At 73.8% G+C, this 15,656-nt stretch carries 15 protein-coding genes; 7 read left to right on the plus strand and 8 right to left on the minus strand.

All coding sequences use genetic code 11. The annotated features are described in order from the left end of the window. Positions 1-33: 33 nt before the first annotated feature. Entirely contained in the window at positions 34-1,473 is a 1,440-nt protein-coding gene (locus BUE43_RS15145) for an amidohydrolase family protein (protein WP_073483517.1), read from the plus strand. Between the two features lie 48 nt (positions 1,474-1,521). Here BUE43_RS15145 and BUE43_RS15150 read toward each other — a convergent pair whose 3' ends face one another. Beyond that, positions 1,522-2,232: an SDR family oxidoreductase gene (locus BUE43_RS15150; RefSeq protein ID WP_200797522.1), complete on the minus strand. Its 711-nt coding sequence runs from the start codon at positions 2,230-2,232 to the stop codon at positions 1,522-1,524. A 362-nt stretch (positions 2,233-2,594) separates the two neighbouring features. On the opposite strand from BUE43_RS15150, the gene BUE43_RS15155 reads away from it, so the two are divergent. Next, positions 2,595-3,422 carry a DNA polymerase subunit beta gene (locus BUE43_RS15155; RefSeq protein ID WP_073483519.1) on the plus strand — a complete coding sequence of 276 codons (828 nt, stop codon included), beginning with the start codon at positions 2,595-2,597 and terminating at the stop codon, positions 3,420-3,422. 93 nt (positions 3,423-3,515) lie between these two features. Here the strand turns inward: BUE43_RS15155 and BUE43_RS15160 are convergent, their stop codons facing one another. From BUE43_RS15160 to BUE43_RS15170, 3 genes are all read right to left on the minus strand, one after another. Continuing rightward, positions 3,516-4,733, minus strand: a complete 1,218-nt coding sequence (locus tag BUE43_RS15160) for an MFS transporter (protein ID WP_234995732.1) — start codon at positions 4,731-4,733, stop codon at positions 3,516-3,518. 68 nt (positions 4,734-4,801) lie between these two features. Next, on the minus strand, positions 4,802-5,728 hold the full coding sequence (locus tag BUE43_RS15165) for a LysR family transcriptional regulator (RefSeq protein WP_234995733.1): 927 nt from the start codon (positions 5,726-5,728) through the stop codon (positions 4,802-4,804). 204 nt (positions 5,729-5,932) lie between these two features. Continuing rightward, the gene (locus BUE43_RS15170) at positions 5,933-6,886 is read right to left on the minus strand and encodes a GlxA family transcriptional regulator (protein ID WP_073483907.1); all 954 of its coding nucleotides are present in this window, start codon (positions 6,884-6,886) and stop codon (positions 5,933-5,935) included. Positions 6,887-7,107: 221 nt separating this feature from the next. On the opposite strand from BUE43_RS15170, the gene BUE43_RS15175 reads away from it, so the two are divergent. The 3 genes from BUE43_RS15175 to BUE43_RS15185 all read left to right on the plus strand — a co-directional run bounded on the left by BUE43_RS15175 (position 7,108) and on the right by BUE43_RS15185 (position 8,853). Further along, complete coding sequence (locus BUE43_RS15175) at positions 7,108-7,740, plus strand: DJ-1/PfpI family protein (RefSeq protein WP_073483521.1); 633 nt, start codon at positions 7,108-7,110, stop codon at positions 7,738-7,740. Between the two features lie 127 nt (positions 7,741-7,867). After that, positions 7,868-8,275 (plus strand): VOC family protein, encoded by a 408-nt coding sequence (locus BUE43_RS15180; RefSeq protein WP_073483523.1) that lies wholly within the window; start codon positions 7,868-7,870, stop codon positions 8,273-8,275. A 14-nt stretch (positions 8,276-8,289) separates the two neighbouring features. Further along, on the plus strand, positions 8,290-8,853 hold the full coding sequence (locus BUE43_RS15185; RefSeq protein ID WP_073483909.1) for a PadR family transcriptional regulator: 564 nt from the start codon (positions 8,290-8,292) through the stop codon (positions 8,851-8,853). 167 nt (positions 8,854-9,020) lie between these two features. Here the strand turns inward: BUE43_RS15185 and BUE43_RS15190 are convergent, their stop codons facing one another. From BUE43_RS15190 to BUE43_RS15205, 4 genes are all read right to left on the minus strand, one after another. Continuing rightward, on the minus strand, positions 9,021-10,469 hold the full coding sequence (locus tag BUE43_RS15190; protein ID WP_073483526.1) for a serine hydrolase: 1,449 nt from the start codon (positions 10,467-10,469) through the stop codon (positions 9,021-9,023). A 130-nt stretch (positions 10,470-10,599) separates the two neighbouring features. Then, positions 10,600-11,637, minus strand: coding sequence for an agmatine deiminase family protein (locus BUE43_RS15195; RefSeq protein WP_073483528.1), 1,038 nt, complete (start codon positions 11,635-11,637; stop codon positions 10,600-10,602). Next, positions 11,634-12,446 (minus strand): phosphotransferase enzyme family protein, encoded by an 813-nt coding sequence (locus BUE43_RS15200; RefSeq protein ID WP_143174175.1) that lies wholly within the window; start codon positions 12,444-12,446, stop codon positions 11,634-11,636. The genes BUE43_RS15195 and BUE43_RS15200 overlap by 4 nt, the downstream gene beginning before the upstream one ends. Before the next feature lie 163 nt (positions 12,447-12,609). Then, positions 12,610-13,029: a MerR family transcriptional regulator gene (locus BUE43_RS15205; protein ID WP_073483911.1), complete on the minus strand. Its 420-nt coding sequence runs from the start codon at positions 13,027-13,029 to the stop codon at positions 12,610-12,612. A gap of 54 nt (positions 13,030-13,083) precedes the next feature. On the opposite strand from BUE43_RS15205, the gene BUE43_RS15210 reads away from it, so the two are divergent. Both BUE43_RS15210 and BUE43_RS15215 read left to right on the plus strand, forming a co-directional pair. Further along, positions 13,084-14,037, plus strand: a complete 954-nt coding sequence (locus BUE43_RS15210) for an SDR family NAD(P)-dependent oxidoreductase (RefSeq protein WP_407697121.1) — start codon at positions 13,084-13,086, stop codon at positions 14,035-14,037. A 130-nt stretch (positions 14,038-14,167) separates the two neighbouring features. Further along, positions 14,168-15,448, plus strand: coding sequence for an erythromycin esterase family protein (locus tag BUE43_RS15215; protein WP_073483532.1), 1,281 nt, complete (start codon positions 14,168-14,170; stop codon positions 15,446-15,448). The last annotated feature ends 208 nt before the right edge of the window (positions 15,449-15,656 follow it).

A 15,656-nucleotide genomic window follows, 5' to 3' on the forward strand; every position in this document is an offset into this window, starting at 1 on the left:
CGTGTTCGTCACCGACCAGGAAGAAGTGCAATCGTGTCAACACCTCTCGCGCTCACCCACGTCACCGTCATCGACGCCACCGGCGCTCCGGCCCGACCGGACTCCACCGTGGTCGTCCGGGACGGGACCATCGCGGTCGTCGGCCGCTCCAGCGAGGTCCCCGTCCCCGAGGACGCGACCGTGGTGGACCTGACCGGCCGGTTCCTCATCCCCGGCCTGGCCGACATGCACATCCACACCGACGCGGTCGAGCAGGTCTACCTGCCGCTGTACCTGGCCAACGGCGTCACGACGCTGCGCCAGATGTCGGGGCAGCGGCACCACCACGAGTGGCGGCGGCGGATCGTCGACGGCGAGTTGCTCGGGCCGCGCCTGGTGATCGGCAGCCGGATCGTCGACGGCCGGCCGTCCCTGTGGGACTCCTTCCCCGACGCCAACTGGGACCCGGTGCAGGGCTCGCCGGTGGTCAAGGTCGCCGACGAGGCCGAGGCCCGGCGGGCCGTGCGGGAGGCCGCGGCGGAGGGCGCCGACTTCGTCAAGGTCTACTCGCGGTTGCCGCGGGAGGTCTACCTCGCGCTGGCCGACGAGGCCGACCGGCTGGGCATCCCCTTCGCCGGCCACATCCCCGACGAGGTGCCGGTCACCGAGGCCGCCGCCGCGGGGCAGGCCAGCTTCGAGCACGTGCACGCGTTGTTCCCGGCCACCTCCCGGCACGACACCGAGCACCTGCGGGCGCTGGCGGGCATCGACGTCCGCGGCGCGGACGCCTACAGCAGCTGGTTCCACCAGATCAACCAGGTGGAGTGGGAGTCGGCGCACGCCTACAGCCCGTTCCGGGCGGCCGCGGTGTTCGAGCGCCTGGTCGCCCACGGCACCGCCTTCACCCCGACGTTGACCATGCACCGGATGCTCGACATGCCCTACCTGGGCTCGTTGGTCGACGACCGGCTCCGGTACCTGCCGGCGTCGGTGCGAGGCGTCTGGGAGTGGGTGCACGACGAGATGTACACCCGGGGGCGCACGGTGGAGGAGGCCGCCCAGCGCGCGGTGCTGTTCCAGCGGCGACTCCAGGTCACCAGGGCGATGGACGAGGCCGGGGTGCGGCTGCTGGCCGGCACCGACGCCCCCACCCTGTTCGGCTACCACGGTTTCGACCTGCACACCGAGCTGGACCTGTTCGTCACCGCCGGGCTCTCCCCGATGCGGGCGCTGCAGACCGCCACCCTGGAGCCGGCCCGGTTCCTCGGCGTGGCGGACGTCGCGGGCACCGTCGAGGAGGGCAAGCACGCCGACCTGGTGGTGCTGGAGGCCGACCCGCTGGCCGACATCCGCAACACCAGCCGGATCCACGCGGTCGTCGTCGCCGGCCACCTGATCACCCCGGAGCGGCGGGCGGAGATGCTGGCCGAGGTGGAGGCCGCCGCGGCCGGCATGCCGCAGCCGGACCTGTCGCGGGCGGCGGGCTGCTGCTGACCCCCGAGGGGTGGCCCCGGGGAGACCGGGGCCACCCCTGCTCCATACTCAGCGCAGGGAGAAGCCACCGTCGGGGTAGAGCACCGACCCCGTCGTGTAGGTGTTGGTCATCAGGTACAGCACGGCCTGCGCCGCCTCGGCGACCGTGCCCGGCCGGCCCACCAGCGTGTCGCGGCTGAAGGCGGCGGCGTTGCGCTCCCGCACGTCCTGGGGCAGCCGGGCCCACAGGTCGCTGTCGATCATGCCGGGCGAGACCACGTTGACCCGGATCGGGCTCAGCTCCAGGGCCAGCGCGCGGCCCAGGCTCTCCAGCGCGCCGTTGCACGCCGCGTACGCCGCGCCGTCGACCGGTGGGCGCACGCTGTAGGCGCCGGCCATCAGCACGACGGAGCCGGTGTCGGCGAGCTTGGGCACGGCGTTCTTGACCGCGTAGTACTGGCCCCAGAACTTCGACCGGAAGGGGCTCTCGGCCAGCTCGTCGCTGATCTCGGTGAGCCGGCCGCGCCCGTAGGACGAGCCCGGGGTGAACAGGTGGTCGACGCGGGTCAGCGGGTCGAAGAACGCGGCGATCGAGGACTTGTCGGTCACGTCCACGACCCGGCTGCTGGCCGCCGGGCCGAGCGCGGCCACGGCCTGGTCCAACCGCTCGCGGTCGCGGCCGCCGAGGACGACCTCACCGCCGTCCGCCACCACCCGGCGCGCCACCTCGAAGCCGATCCCCGAGCTGCCGCCGATCACCACCACGAGTTGATCTTTCACGTCCGCTGGCAACTCGGAACCGCGCACCGGTATTCCACCAGGGTGGTCCACCGCGTCCACCGCACGCGGAACTCCCACGGTTCGGGACGCGCCACCACCCGGCCGCCGAGGGCGTCACTCGTTCCGCCCGGGCACGCGTGCCGTGCCGTCACTCCTCAGTACGGCAGGCCGGGTGACGGCACGGGGCCGCTGAGCCGCGCCGCGACCCGACTTTCCGCCGGAGCCGGCCATGGGCCGAGATCCGTACCATGTCGGGCATGTGCGTGACCTCCTGAGCAGGCGGACCTGATCCCCCGGGACCCCGACCCGACGGTCCGCCCTCGGGTTCTCCCCGTCCCTGTCCCACGCCCGAGGAACCGCCCATGTACCTCCGCACGTCCGCCCACGCTCTCGACCGCCGCGTCCAGGCGCTGCGCGCCCTCGCCGAGGCCGATCCCCGGCTGGAGGGCGTGTTGCTGTACGGGTCGTGGACCGTCGGCGAGGCCGACGCCCACTCCGACATCGAGGCCTACCTCTACGTGCGGGACGCCGACGTCGACGGCTTCGACGGCCGGGAGTTCGTCGAACGGCTGGCCCCGCTGAAGCTGGCCTACACCAACATGTTCGGCATCCTCGCCGTGATCTTCGACGACCTGATGCGCGGCGAGTTCCACGTCGAGGCGGCCGGGCCGGGCATCGCGGCGATCGCGTCCTGGCGGGGCGCGGTGCACCTGCCCGACCCCGAGGCCGCCGTCCTGCTCGACCGCTCCGGCCGGCTGACCCCGGCGGCCCGCCAGCTCGCCGAGTTCCGCCCGCCGGACCCGGCCGCCACCGCCCAGCAGCTCACCGACGAGCTGGCCAACTGGACGCTCATGCTCGCGCACGTGCTGGCCCGGGGTGAGATCGCCCGCGGCCACGCCCTGCTGCACACCGTCGTCGCGCCGCAGCAGCTCCAGCTGTGCCGGCTCCTGCGGGGCTCCACCGCGCACTGGCTGACGCCCAGCCGGGCCCTGGAGCAGGACCTGTCGGTGGCCGACCGCGGCCGCTACGTCGCGACCACCGCCACCGCCCGGGAGTGGGAGGTGCGGGTGGCGGCGCAGCAGAGCTGGCGGTGGAGCCGGGACCTGGCGGCCGAGGCCGCCGACCGGTGGCGCGTCACGCTGCCGCTGGACCTGCACGAGGAGATCGCCGCCCTGTTGGAGGCGAGCTGACCCGGGTCGACGCCCGGCACGCTCCACAGCGGACGGTGTGGTCGGGCATCCTCCCGACCCGACCACACCGTCCCTCCGTCCCCCCTCCCCCGATCAGGTGGTGCGGCGGTCGCGCCCGGCGAGGACCAGGAGCAGCCCGGCCACGGACAGCAGGAGGGCGATCCACAGCAGGTCCGAGTAGGCGCTGCCCAGCGACAGCGCGAGACCCCCGAGCAGCGGTCCCCCGGCGTTGCCGATGTTGAAGGCGGAGATGTTGGCCGACGAGGCGAGGTTGTCGGCCCCCTCGGCGGTGGCCAGCACCCGGGTCTGCATCGGGGGGATGACCGCGGCGCCGATCATGCCGAACAGCAGGAAGCCGACGACGACGCCGGGCTTGCTGTGCACCACGGCCAGCAGCAACGCCAACACGGCGGCGAAGGCGGCCAGCGCCCCGTACAGGGTCGGCAGCAGCGCCCGGTCGGCGAGCCGTCCCGCCAGGGGCGTGCCCACGACCATCCCGACACCGACCAGCACCAGCACGAGGGGGACGGTGCCCGGGTCGAACCCGGTGACCTCGGTGAGCAGGGGCGCGATGTAGGTGACGACGGTCAGGAACGGGGCCCAGCCCAGGGCCGTGGCCGCCAACGCCAACCACACCCGGCCGCGGCGGAACACCGCCAGCTCGCGCCGCAGGTTCGTCCCCTCCTCGCGGGGCACCTCCGGGACGAGCGCGGCGACGGCCAGCAGCAGCACGACCCCGACCGCGGTCACGGCCCAGAACGTCGCCCGCCAGCCGAACGCCTGCCCCAGCGCGGTGCCCGCCGGAACGCCGAGCACGTTGGCCAGGCTCAACCCCATGAACACCGTCGCGATCGCGCTGGCCTTCCGCTCCGGGGCGACGATCCCGGCGGCGACCACCGTGGCGATGCCGGCGTAGGCGCCGCCGACCAACGCCGAGAGCACCCGGCCCACCAGCAGCACGGCGTAGCTCGTGGCGACCGCGGTGAGCAGGCTGGCCACGACGAACAGCGCCACCAGCGCCAGCAGCATCCGCTTGCGCGGCACCCGGGCGCCCAGGATGGTCAGCAGCGGGGCGCCGACCACGATGCCCAGCGCGAAGCCCGACACCAGCAGGCCGGCGGTGGGCAGGGACACGGCGAAGTCGGCGGCCACCTCGGGCAGCAGCCCGGCGATGACGACCTCGGTGGTGCCGACGGCGAAGGTCCCCAGGGCGAGGGCGACCAGGGCGGCGACCCCGCCGCGACGTGGCGGAGCCGGTGGGTGGTGGAGTTCGCGCGGTTGTTCGTGCGGAGCCGAAACATCGTGGATCACGCCGTCCAGGTTCGCGTCCGGGCACGCCCTGGTCAGCCGCTGTCTCCGCAACGATCGGTAAGCCCGGCTTACCGATCGGCCCCGGCCCCGGCCCCGGCCCCGGCCCCGGCCTCGGCGATCTCCGTGGCGACCGCGACGAACGCCCGGACCCGGGCGGTCTCGTTGTCGCAGCGCCAGACCAGCCCGTGCTCCAGCGGCTCGGCGTCGCGGAAGGGCACGTAGACGACGCCTCGGGGCGTGTAGTACCGCGCGACGTCCGCCCCCACCGGAGAGATGCCGTGACCGGCGCCGACCAGGGCGAGGGTCTCCTGCAGCGTGCCCGCCGCGGGCCCCCGGGTGACCGCCCGACCGCCCGGGGTGCGCGAGGGAGTCATGTGCTCCTGCCAGTACACCGGCACGTCGCCGGCGCAGGCGAAGACCCGGTGCCGCGCCAGGTCCTCCACCGACGCCGTCTCCTGCCGGGCGAGGGCGTGGTTGGCGGGCACGGCGAGCACGCGAGGAGCCCGCAGCACGACCGGGCCGCACACGAGGTCGGGCTCGACCACGGGGAACTGGGTGACCAGCAGGTCGACCTGGCCGGAGCGCAGCGGCCCGAACATGTCCCTGACCTGGGTCTCGTGGATGCGCACCTCGGTGGCGGGGTGCCGGCGGGCGAACGCGCGGAGCACGTCCATGACGAACTCGCCCGCCGAGGTGCCCAGGTAGCCGACCGGCAGCACGCCCTCCACGCCCCTGGCCGCCGACCGCGCCCGTGCCACGCCCTGCTCGATGCGGCGGTAGCCCGGTTCCACGTCCTCGTAGAGTCGTCGCCCCAGCGGGGTGAGGCGCACCCGGCGGCTGGTGCGGTCGAACAGCGGTGCGCCGATGCGCCGCTCCAGGCGCTGGATCGTCTGGCTGATCCGGGCCCGGGAGACCCGCAACCGCTCGGCGGTGCGCCCGAAGTGCAACTCGTCCGCGAGGATCAGGAAACTCTCGATCTCCAGCCGTTCCAGCACCCGGCCGACGCTACCTCGCGGGTGCGGCCGCGACGCCCAGTCGCGAGGGCCGTCCCAGCGGTGTTGGTCACCGTGGCTCGGCCGCGCCAGGCTCCGCGAGGTCCGCCGGTGACCTGCGGTCCGGTCGTCAACCCCGCCTGAGATCCCGGTCCGCGGCGGCGGTTCTGGCTCGCCGAGTGCGCGCCGGAGGTGGTCGGGCCCGGCTCAGTCGACGTCCGGGCGGCGGAAGGCGCTGCGGTAGGCGTGGGGGCTGGTGCCGACGACGCGGCGGAACCGGTCGCGGAACGCGGTGGGCGAGCCGAAGCCGACCTGGAACGCGATCCGGTCCACCGGGTGGCTGGTGGCCTCCAGCAGGTACTGGGCCTGCCGGATGCGGGCGCGGTGCAGCCACTGCACCGGGCTGGTGCCGGTCTGCTCCCGGAAACGCCGGCTCAACGTCCTGGTGCTCATGCCGGCGCGGCGGGCGATGTCCTCCAGCGTGAGGTTCTGGTCGGCGTTGTCCTCCAGCCACTCCAGCAGCGGCTCCAGGGTCGCGCCGCGGGGAGCGGGCGGGTGGTCATGCACGATGAACTGGGCCTGGCCGCCCTCGCGTTCCAGGGGCATCACCGACAGCCGGGCGGCGTCGGCGGCCACGGCGGAGCCGTGGTCCCGGCGGATCAGGTGCAGGCACAGGTCGAGCCCGGCCGCCGCGCCCGCCGAGGTCAGGATCTGGCCGTTGTCCACGTAGAGGACGTCGGGGTCCACCCGGATCTCGGGGTGGCGGGCGGCGAGCAGCGGGGCGGCGAGCCAGTGGGTGGTGGCGCGCAGCCCGTCCAGGAGCCCGGTGGCCGCGAGGACGAACGCGCCGCTGCAGATCGACGCGATGCGCGTGCCCCGCGCGGCCGCGCCGCGGATCGCCTCGACGACCTCGGCCGGGACCGGGGTGTCGGTCTCGGCGCAGCCGGGCACGATGACCGTGTCGGCCTCGGCGAGCGCGTCCAGCCCCCAGGGCGCGCGCAGCGTGAACATCCCGGCGTCGACCTCGGGGGTCGGGGCGCAGATCCGGACCCGGTAGGCGGGCCGGCCGTCGGGCAGCCGGGTGCGGGTGAACACCTCGATCGGGGTGGACAGGTCGAAGGCGATGACCTTGTCCAGCGCGAGGACGGCCACGGTGTGCATGGCCATACCGTAGACAGGGACCGGATTCCGGCCAACGACGCCACCGCCTCGGCAGGGCTGCCGTCGCGGCTTTCCTCGCAGGTGAGGGTCAGTCGGAGTCGGTTGGCGAGAATCCGTTGGAAGCTGGCGTTCCAGCCGATTCCTGTGCGGGCGCCGCGTGCCTAGCGTCGGCGGTGGGGCTGCTGCGGAGCGGCCCGCGCAGGGAAGGGAACGGGTTTCGGATGCTTGCCCAGTTGGTGCTGTTCGATGGTTTCGATCCGCTGGACGTCGTCGCCCCCTACGAGGTGCTGGCCGCATCGGGGGTGATGACCGTCGAGCTGGTCTCCGCCGAGGGGGAGCGCGAGGTGCCCAGCGGCGTCGGCGCGCTGTCGTTGCGCGCGACGGCGCGGCTGGAGCCGCAGCGCGCCGACCTGGTGGTCGTGCCGGGCGCGGCCGGCACCCCCGAGGACGGGATCGCGAACATCCCCGCGGTCTTCGAGAAGGCGTTGGCCACCAACCTGTCGCCGCTGTTGCGCGAGGCGTGCCAGCGGCCGGGGTTGACGGTGGCCACCGTCTGCGGCGGCTCCCTCCTGCTCGCGGCCGCCGGGCTGATCACCGGGCGACACGCGACAACCCACCACCTGGGCCTGCGCGCGCTGGCGGAGTCCGGAGCCCACGTGGTCGCCGCGCGCGTCGTCGACGACGGGGACCTGGTCACCGGCGGGGCGGTCACCTCCGGCCTGGACGTGGCCCTGCACCTGCTGGAGCGGGAGGTCGGCCCGAAGGTCGCCCACTCCGTGGAGCGGCTGTTCGACTACGAGCGTCGGGGCGTCGTCTGGCGCGACCGCGGTCCCGAGCCCGTTCTCCCGGCCTGAGCCGGCGGCGGGCCAGGAGAGGTTCGGACGAGGCGGGGCCCGCGCCCCGGGAAACCACTAGCCGAATTTGGCTAGCCGGCGATACCCTCGGTCCCGGTAGCCGAATTTGGCTAGTGAGGAGGCAGGAATGTCGTCGGTGACGCCCTACGTGATGGTGGACAACGCCCGCGCCTACGAGGATTTCCTCCGGAGCACCTTCGACGCGGAGGTGTCCAACGTGCTTCCGCTGCCCTCGGACCCGGAGCGGAGGATGCACGCCGAGGCGCGCATCGGGACCGGGGTCGTGTTCTTCGCCGACTCCGGCGCGCACGGTAAGCGGTGCCTGCGCTCACCCTCGGAGCCGGTCCACGTCCAGCTGTGGGCCACCGTGCCGGACCCGGCCGCGGTGCTCGCGCGGGCGGTCTCCGCCGGCGCCACGCCGGTCCAGGAGATCACCACCCAGGAGGACGGCAGCCGGATGGGCGGCTTCGTCGACCCGTTCGGCACGCTGTGGTGGCTGAGCACCGAGCGGCCCCGCGGCGCGGCCGCGGCCTGAGCGGGGCGGGGAGCATGTCGGCGGTACGCCTGCTCGTCCTCGGCGCGGTGCGACGGCGCGGACGGGCACACGGTTACCAGGTGCGGGCCGACCTGGAGTCCTGGGCCGCCCACGAGTGGTCCAGCGCCACCTCGGGCTCGGTCTACCACGCGCTGAAGGCCATGACCGGACAGGGCCTGTTGCTCGTGCACGAGACCACGCCGAGTGCGGCGGGCGGGCCGCCGCGCATGGAGTACGAGCTCACGCGGGAGGGCGAGCGGGCGTACCTCGCCCTCCTGCGGGAGGCGTTGTCGAGCCGCGACCCCCGGCTGGACCTGCTCGCCGCCGCGGTGGGCCTGATCGAGGACCTGCCCCGCGACCAGGCGACCGACCTGCTGCGGCGGCGCGCGGAGGCGATGGACCAGTGGACCGCGAGCATCGTCGAACACCTGCCGCCGGGCGCCGACCTGTCGACGTGGGGGCCGATCGGCGAGGTCGTCGAGCTGTGGCTGCACACCGCGCGGAGCCGCGCGGAGTGGACCCACCGGCTGATCCGACGCCTGGAGGAGGGCGCCTTCCGCATGGCGGATGAGGACTAGCGACCAGGTGCGGTTCCGGTTCCCCCGGCGCCGCACAGCGCGAGGCCCGGTTCCCGGGTGGCAGCTGCTCTGCCACCCGGGAACCGGGCCGGGTCAGGATTGGAGATCGCGTCGGCGCCGGGGACGCCTCGACCTCGCTGGCCGACGCGGGCGCGGCCGGCGACGGCTCAGCGGCGCAGGCTGGTGACGATCTTGTCGATGGCCAGGCCGAGCTTGCCGTACTTCTCGGTGTAGGGCACCGGGTAGACGCCGGCCGGGTCCGCCGGGCGGTTGACGTCGATGTAGTCGGTGCCCAGGTTGCTGAACACCGCGACGACGTAGTTGCGCTTGGCCTTGCCGGGCAGCGAGTGGACGATGCCCGCGTCACTGCCGGTGGTGTCGACCCAGCCGTTCTTGTGGGCGTAGGTCACCTCGGCGCGGGCGTTGCACGGCCGGACGTCCTGGCCGTAGACCGCGCCGCCGACGGTCACGGTGCCGTCGGCGGGGTTGATCCAGCGCTGCGGGGTGACCTGGGGGATGCCCGGCGCCGGGTAGGCCCGGCCGCACCAGTTGGTGGTGGACAGCATCTCGTTGTGGCCCTGCTCGCCCAGCGCCTTGAGGAACAGGCGCCGCGAGCCGCCGCTGAGCTCGTCCCTGGTGATCCGCCGGCCGGCGTCGGTGGTCCACAGCGTGCCGGGGCCGCCGTTGAGCAGCAACAGCAGCTTGGCGGTGTCGACGCCGCTCATGTTCGAGCCGATCCAGCGACCGCCGTTGCCCGGGTTGGTGCCGGTCACCATGAGGGTGGGCATCCCCAGGTCGACGAACGTGCGGTTGACCTCGTCCCACGCGTTGAGGTCGTGCACCATCTTGATCACCGCGCAGGTGGACTCGTTCGCCGACATGGTGATCATCTCGTCGAAGTACTGCCGCACCGGCTTGGTGGACGGGCCGCCGCAGGCCACGTTGGGCGTCACCGGCTGGTAGGCGTACTCGGCGTCCAGCGACACCCGGCCCTGGTCGACCAGCCGCAGGACACCGAAGCCGACCATGAGCTTGAGCACCGAGGCCGGGTAGGGCGAGGAGAAGTCGATGGGCGCCTTCTCCCGGCCGGCGAGCACGTCCCGGCTGCCCCGGCCGCCGTTGACGTCCCACTCGGTGTCGTCCCACCACCGGTAGCGCACCTGGTCGGTGGACAGGCCCTTCCGCTTCAGCGGCACGACGACGCCCTCGGGGTGCTGCGGGCTGAGCAGCACGTCGGCCATCGCCGTGGGGCGGCCCATCGAGTCGAGCTCGATGACCGCGACGTCCATGTTGGGCGTCTGGTGCAGCGGCTTCGGCGCGGCCGCGGCGTTCACCCGCGCCCGCGTCGACAGCTCGGCGGGCGGCGAGTCGTACTTCTCCGGCGCCCCGGCGCGGAACGCGCGGGACGACGCCGCCAGGTCCGGCGGCGTCGTGTCCAACACGTCCTTGAAGTTCTGGGCGACGATCGCCTGTCTGATCTGCTCGGCGAGCCGGCGGCTGGCCGCGTCACCGCTGTCGGCGCTGGTGGCGCCGGTCGCCACGGCGGTCCCCCCGAGCACGGTGAACGCGGCCGCCAACGACACCGCGGCCAGCCGTGACCGTCTGAACAATCTCATGCACTTCTCCCCAGAGTGGATCTTGCAGCGGCAACCATACGGGGGAGTGCCGGGAGCCCAGAACAAAGCGAGCGGAAACAGCAAAAAGCGCTGGCGCGTATGGCGGAGGCGTGCTATCCGACCGCGGGCGTCAGCGCGGTGCCGGGGGTGCGGGCCGTGGCTGGTCCCGGGTCACGCAGTGGATGCCGCCGCCACCGGACAGCAGGGTGTCGAGGTCCACGGCGACGACCCGCCGGCCGGGGTAGAGGTCTCCGAGGATGCCGGCGGCCCGGTCATCGCTCGCCCGGTCGCCGAAGCGCGGCATGACCACCGCGTCGTTGGCGACGTAGTAGTTGACGTAGCCGGCGACGAAGTGCGCCAACAGCGCGGGATCGGTCACCCGGACCGAGGTGGGCTCGGGCAGCGTCACCACCCGCAGACGCCGGCCGCGCGCGTCGGTGGCCCCGGCCAGGACCTCCAGCGCCTGGTGGGTGACCCGCTCCCAGGCCGGGTCGCTGCCGGGGACGGGCTGGTGCACCACCACGAGGCCGGGTTGGACGAACCGGGCCAGGCCGTCGACGTGGCAGTCCGTGACGTCGAGGTCGGGCACGCCGTCGAGCCAGACGACCTCGCGGACTCCGAGCAGGGTGGCGAGCTCCCGTTCCACCTCGCCCGGGGAGGCGTCCCGGTTGCGCGCGGGGTGGAGCAGGCAGCTGCGGGTGGCCAGCGCGGTGCCGTCCCCGTCCGACTCGAAGCCGCCCGGCTCGATCACCAGGCGCGAGGACGCCCTCGGCAGGCCGAGGCGGTCCAGGAGCCGGCGGGCCACGTGCCGGTCCCTGCGGTGCCGCTGCCGCCCGCCCCACCCGTTGAACGCCAGGTCGACGCCGGCCACCCGGCCGTGCGCGTCGTGCACGAAGATCGGGCCGGTGTCGCGGATCCACACGTCGTCCACCGGCATCGGGACGACCGCCACGCCGCCGCCCAGCGCGCGGCGCGCCTGCTCGACCTGTCGGGGCGCGGCGAGCATGACGACCGGCTCGAACTCCGCGATGACCCGCGCGAGCTGGGCGATCTCGGTGCGCACGTGCGGCAGGAGGCCGCCCCAGATGCCGCGGCGCGCCGGCCAGGCCATCCAGCACCGCAGGTGCGGGGCGGTCTCGGCGGGCATCCGCACCCCGGGACCGGTCATCGCGCGTCGTCCCCGGCGCGGGTCGGCTCCCAGGCCGCCTGGATCGCCCGGTGCAGCACGACGACCAGCTCCAGCCCGGCCAACTCGGCGTCGGCGACCGGCATCCGCGCGCGGTAGGCGGCCAGGAGTCGTGGCCCGGCCGTGGGGTCGGTGGGACGGTGCCGCTGGGCGAAGAGCTGCCAGCTGACCACGTCGTGCAGCACCGGTCCCCAGCTGGGTGTGCCCCAGTCGATCAGCGCCAGGGCGTCGCCACCGGCCACGCGCAGCACCTCCGGCGCCGGATCGCCGTAGAGCACTCCCTGGGTCAGCCCCACGCGGCGGTCGAAGGCGCGCACCGCGGCGACAGCCTCGGCGAGCGCGTCGCCGTGCTGCCCACCGACGCGCGTCGCCTCCTCGGCGTAGAAGTCGAGCAGTCGGCCCGCTGGCTCCACAGGCTCGTCGGTGCTGGTGAGGATGTGGTGCACCTGCCCGAGGAGGTCCCCGCACACCTCGGGCGCCTCCGGCGCCGACCAGTCCAGCGGGTGTCCTGCCACGTGCTCCAGCACGGCCAGCGTCCACCCGCCGCGCCACCACCCGACCCGACGACACAGCCCGCCCGCGCGAGTGGGAACCGGCGCCCCGGTCACGATGCCCGCCCGGTCCAGCGTCGCCGCGATCCGCAGGCCCGGTTCGACGAACCGGGGCGCGTCGAACGTCAGCTTCGCGACGTAGTCGCGGTCACCCGACCGGACCCGCCACACCCGCGCCCGGTCACCGAGATCGGTCAGCTCCTCGACCACCCGCGCCGCCGGCAACTCCCAGGCGCGCATCCACCCCGGCACCCGAGCCACCGCATCGACCACCACACCCCCGCCTCTCCGCCCAGATCCGCGACGACACTCCGCAGGCGCACCCTCCCACTCACACACGCGGGACGAAACCGAAAATTCGGGCGGCGCGAACAGGGGACGGGAGAGGGACGCGGGAGACGGATCACGGAGACGGCGTCGGCGCCCAGACCCCGGCGGCGGTTCCCTCCCGCACGTGCTCCTCGTAGGCGACGACCTTGCCGCGAATGACCTCAAGGCACGCGGTCAGCTCGGCGATCCGGGCGCGGACGGACCGCTCGTGGTCCCGCAGCAGCGCGAGCCGGTCCTGTTCGTTGCCGGGGCCCGACCGGACGAGCTCGGCGAACCTCCTGATCGTGGCGATCGGCATCCCGGAGGCGCGGAACCGGTCACACAGCAGGAGCCATTCGACGTCGGCGGCCTCGTAGACCCGGTGCCCGCCGCCGGACCGGGGAATCGGGCGCAGGAAGAGTCCCTCGCGTTCGAAGAACCGCAGCGCGTGAACGCTCATCCCGGTCGCCTCGGCGACGTCCCCGATGGACAGGCCACCCGATCCCGTGCTCATGCCGGGGAGCATATGTTGACCTAGACCGCACTCTAGTTCCTAGCGTTGCCGCCCGTGATGACGAAGCAACGCGGGATCGGAAGCGGGTTCGGCGCCCGGAGCACGGCCGAGGAGGTGGTGCGGGGCGTCGACCTGGCGGGCAGAACCGTCCTGGTCACCGGCGGATACTCCGGGCTCGGGCTGGAGACCACCCGCGCCCTCAGCGCCGCCGGGGCGCACGTGGTCGTCCCGGCGCGGCGGCCGGCGGTGGCCGAGCAGGCCCTGCGGGGTGTGCCGAGGACCGAGACCCACGCGCTCGACCTGGGCGACCTGGAGAGCGTGCGCCTGTTCTGCGAGCGGTTCCTGGACACCGGCCGCGCCCTGGATGTGATCATCGCCGGCGCGGGGGTGATGGCCTGCCCGGAGACCCGCGTCGGGCCGGGGTGGGAGGCGCACTTCGCGATCAACCACCTCGGCCACTTCGCGCTGGTCAACCGGCTGCGCCCGGCGTTGTCCCCGGGTGCGCGGGTGGTGTCGGTGGCCTCGTCCGGGCACTTCCTCTCCGGCATCCGCTGGGACGACCCGCAGTTCGACCGGGGCTACGACAGGTGGTTGGCCTACGCGCAGTCCAAGACGGCCAACGCCCTGTTCGCCGTGCACCTGGACGCCCTCGGCGCCAGCGGCGGCGTGCACGCCTTCGCCCTGCACCCGGGCAGCATCCTCACCCCGTTGCAGCGCCACGTCCCCCGGGACGAGCAGATCGCCCAGGGCTGGATGACGGCAGACGGGGCGCCGGCGGCGGGGTTCAAGACCCCGGAACAGGGCGCCGCGACGGCCGTGTGGGCGGCCACCTCGCCGTTGTTGGAAGCACGTGGTGGGGTCTACTGCCAGGACTGCGACGTCGCCGAGCCGGCCACCACCGACGACATGCTGGTCGGCGGGGTCAAACCCTGGGCCGTCGACCCGGAGCAGGCCGCCCGGCTCTGGACGTTCTCCAGCGAGCTGACCGGGCTGGACACCTTCGCCTAGGTGTCGACCAGGGCGTCCCACCCCGCGCGGCGTCCTGAGTGGACGGTCGGGTTCGGGGTGGGCGCGCGTAGTCTTCGTCCGGTTGATCGGCGACGTCACGACCTTCGGACCAGAAACGAGCTGTTGAAGCATGTCTGCTGCCGCTTCCGGGCACGATCCCCTCGCCGCGTGGGTCCGCGAGCACGCGACCTCCCTGTCCACGCTCGACCCGGACGCGCCCCTGGACGACCTGGAGCCGCTGCGTGAGCTGGTGGGTGATGCCCGCGTCGTCGCGGTCGGCGAGGGCGCCCACTTCGTCCACGAGTTCTCCCTGGCCCGACAGCGCGTCGTGCGCTTCCTGGCCGAACGCTGCGGGTTCTCCGTGCTCGCGCTGGAGTTCGGCTTCAGCGAGGGGCTGGCCCTGGCCCCGTGGGTGTGGGGCGAGGGCGCCGAGGACGAGCTCGCCCAGGTCAGCCCGTACGCCCTGACCTGGGGTCTGGGCGGTCTGGCGCGCTTCGTGCGCCGGCACAACACCACCTCGGGCCATCCGGTGCGGTTCGTGGGCATCGACATCCCGCAGGCCGGGGGCTCACTGCTGCCCGCGCTCGCCCCGCTCGCGGACTACCTCCGGGACGTCGACCCCGACGTGGTCGCCCTGCTGGAGACCGCGATCGGGATCGCCGAGCGGTGCGCGGGCGGGTCGGGCGCGTCGGCGGCCCCGCGGTGGGCGGCGCTGCCCGCCGCCGACCAGGACGCGCTGACCGCGACGCTGACGCGGCTGCTCCTGCGGATGCGCGCCCTGGAGCCGCTGTACGTCTCGCGGGGCGGCCAGGACCGCTACGACGTCGCCCTGCGGCAGGTGGAGGCGGCGTTCCACGCGGACTACATGTTCCGCGCGATGTCGGGTCTGTTCGCCGGCACCGGGCTGGCCGGCGATCCCTCGGTGCGGGACCTGTACATGGCCGAGACGGTGCGCTGGCACCTGGAGCACTCCGCGCCGGGAACCCGGATCGCGCTGGTCGCGCACAACAACCACATCCAGAAGACCCCGGCGACCTTCGGCGGTCAGCTCGTCGGCCTGACGATGGGTGGGTACCTGGACCGCGCGCTCGGGGAGGACTACCGGGCCATCGCGGTCACCAGCACCGACGACCACGTGCCGGAGATGCGGTTGGACGAGTCCGCGGCGGTCGGGTTCACCGTGGTGGACACGCCGCTGCCCGCTCCCGAACCGGGCAGCGTGGAGGCGGCGGTCCTCGGAGCCGGGCTCGGGCTGGGCCTGGTGAACCTGCGCCGGGCTCCGGGCGAGCTGGGCGGGGCGCTGGACCGCATCCGCACGCAGACCGCCTACATGCACGCGCCGCTGCCCGAGGCGTTCGACGGCGTGCTCGTCACCCCGTCGGTGACGGTGGAGGAGGAACTGGGTCTCTGACCTGTTTCCCTGTTTCCGTGGTCCGGGGCCGGCCATCCCCGCGGTGGCTGGCCCCGAACCACGCAGGGGCTGCGGGGGATCGGGCGGTGGGTCAGCTCCCGGACCAGCCCTGATGACCCTTGCTCGGCGTGGCCGGTCAGGCGTTCGGGCATGCCGGGCTCACGATCGGGTGGTGATCACGGGGTTCCCCGCCGGCCCCACCCCGTCG

Source organism: Streptoalloteichus hindustanus (genome assembly GCF_900129375.1).
GTDB lineage: Bacteria > Actinomycetota > Actinomycetes > Mycobacteriales > Pseudonocardiaceae > Streptoalloteichus > Streptoalloteichus hindustanus.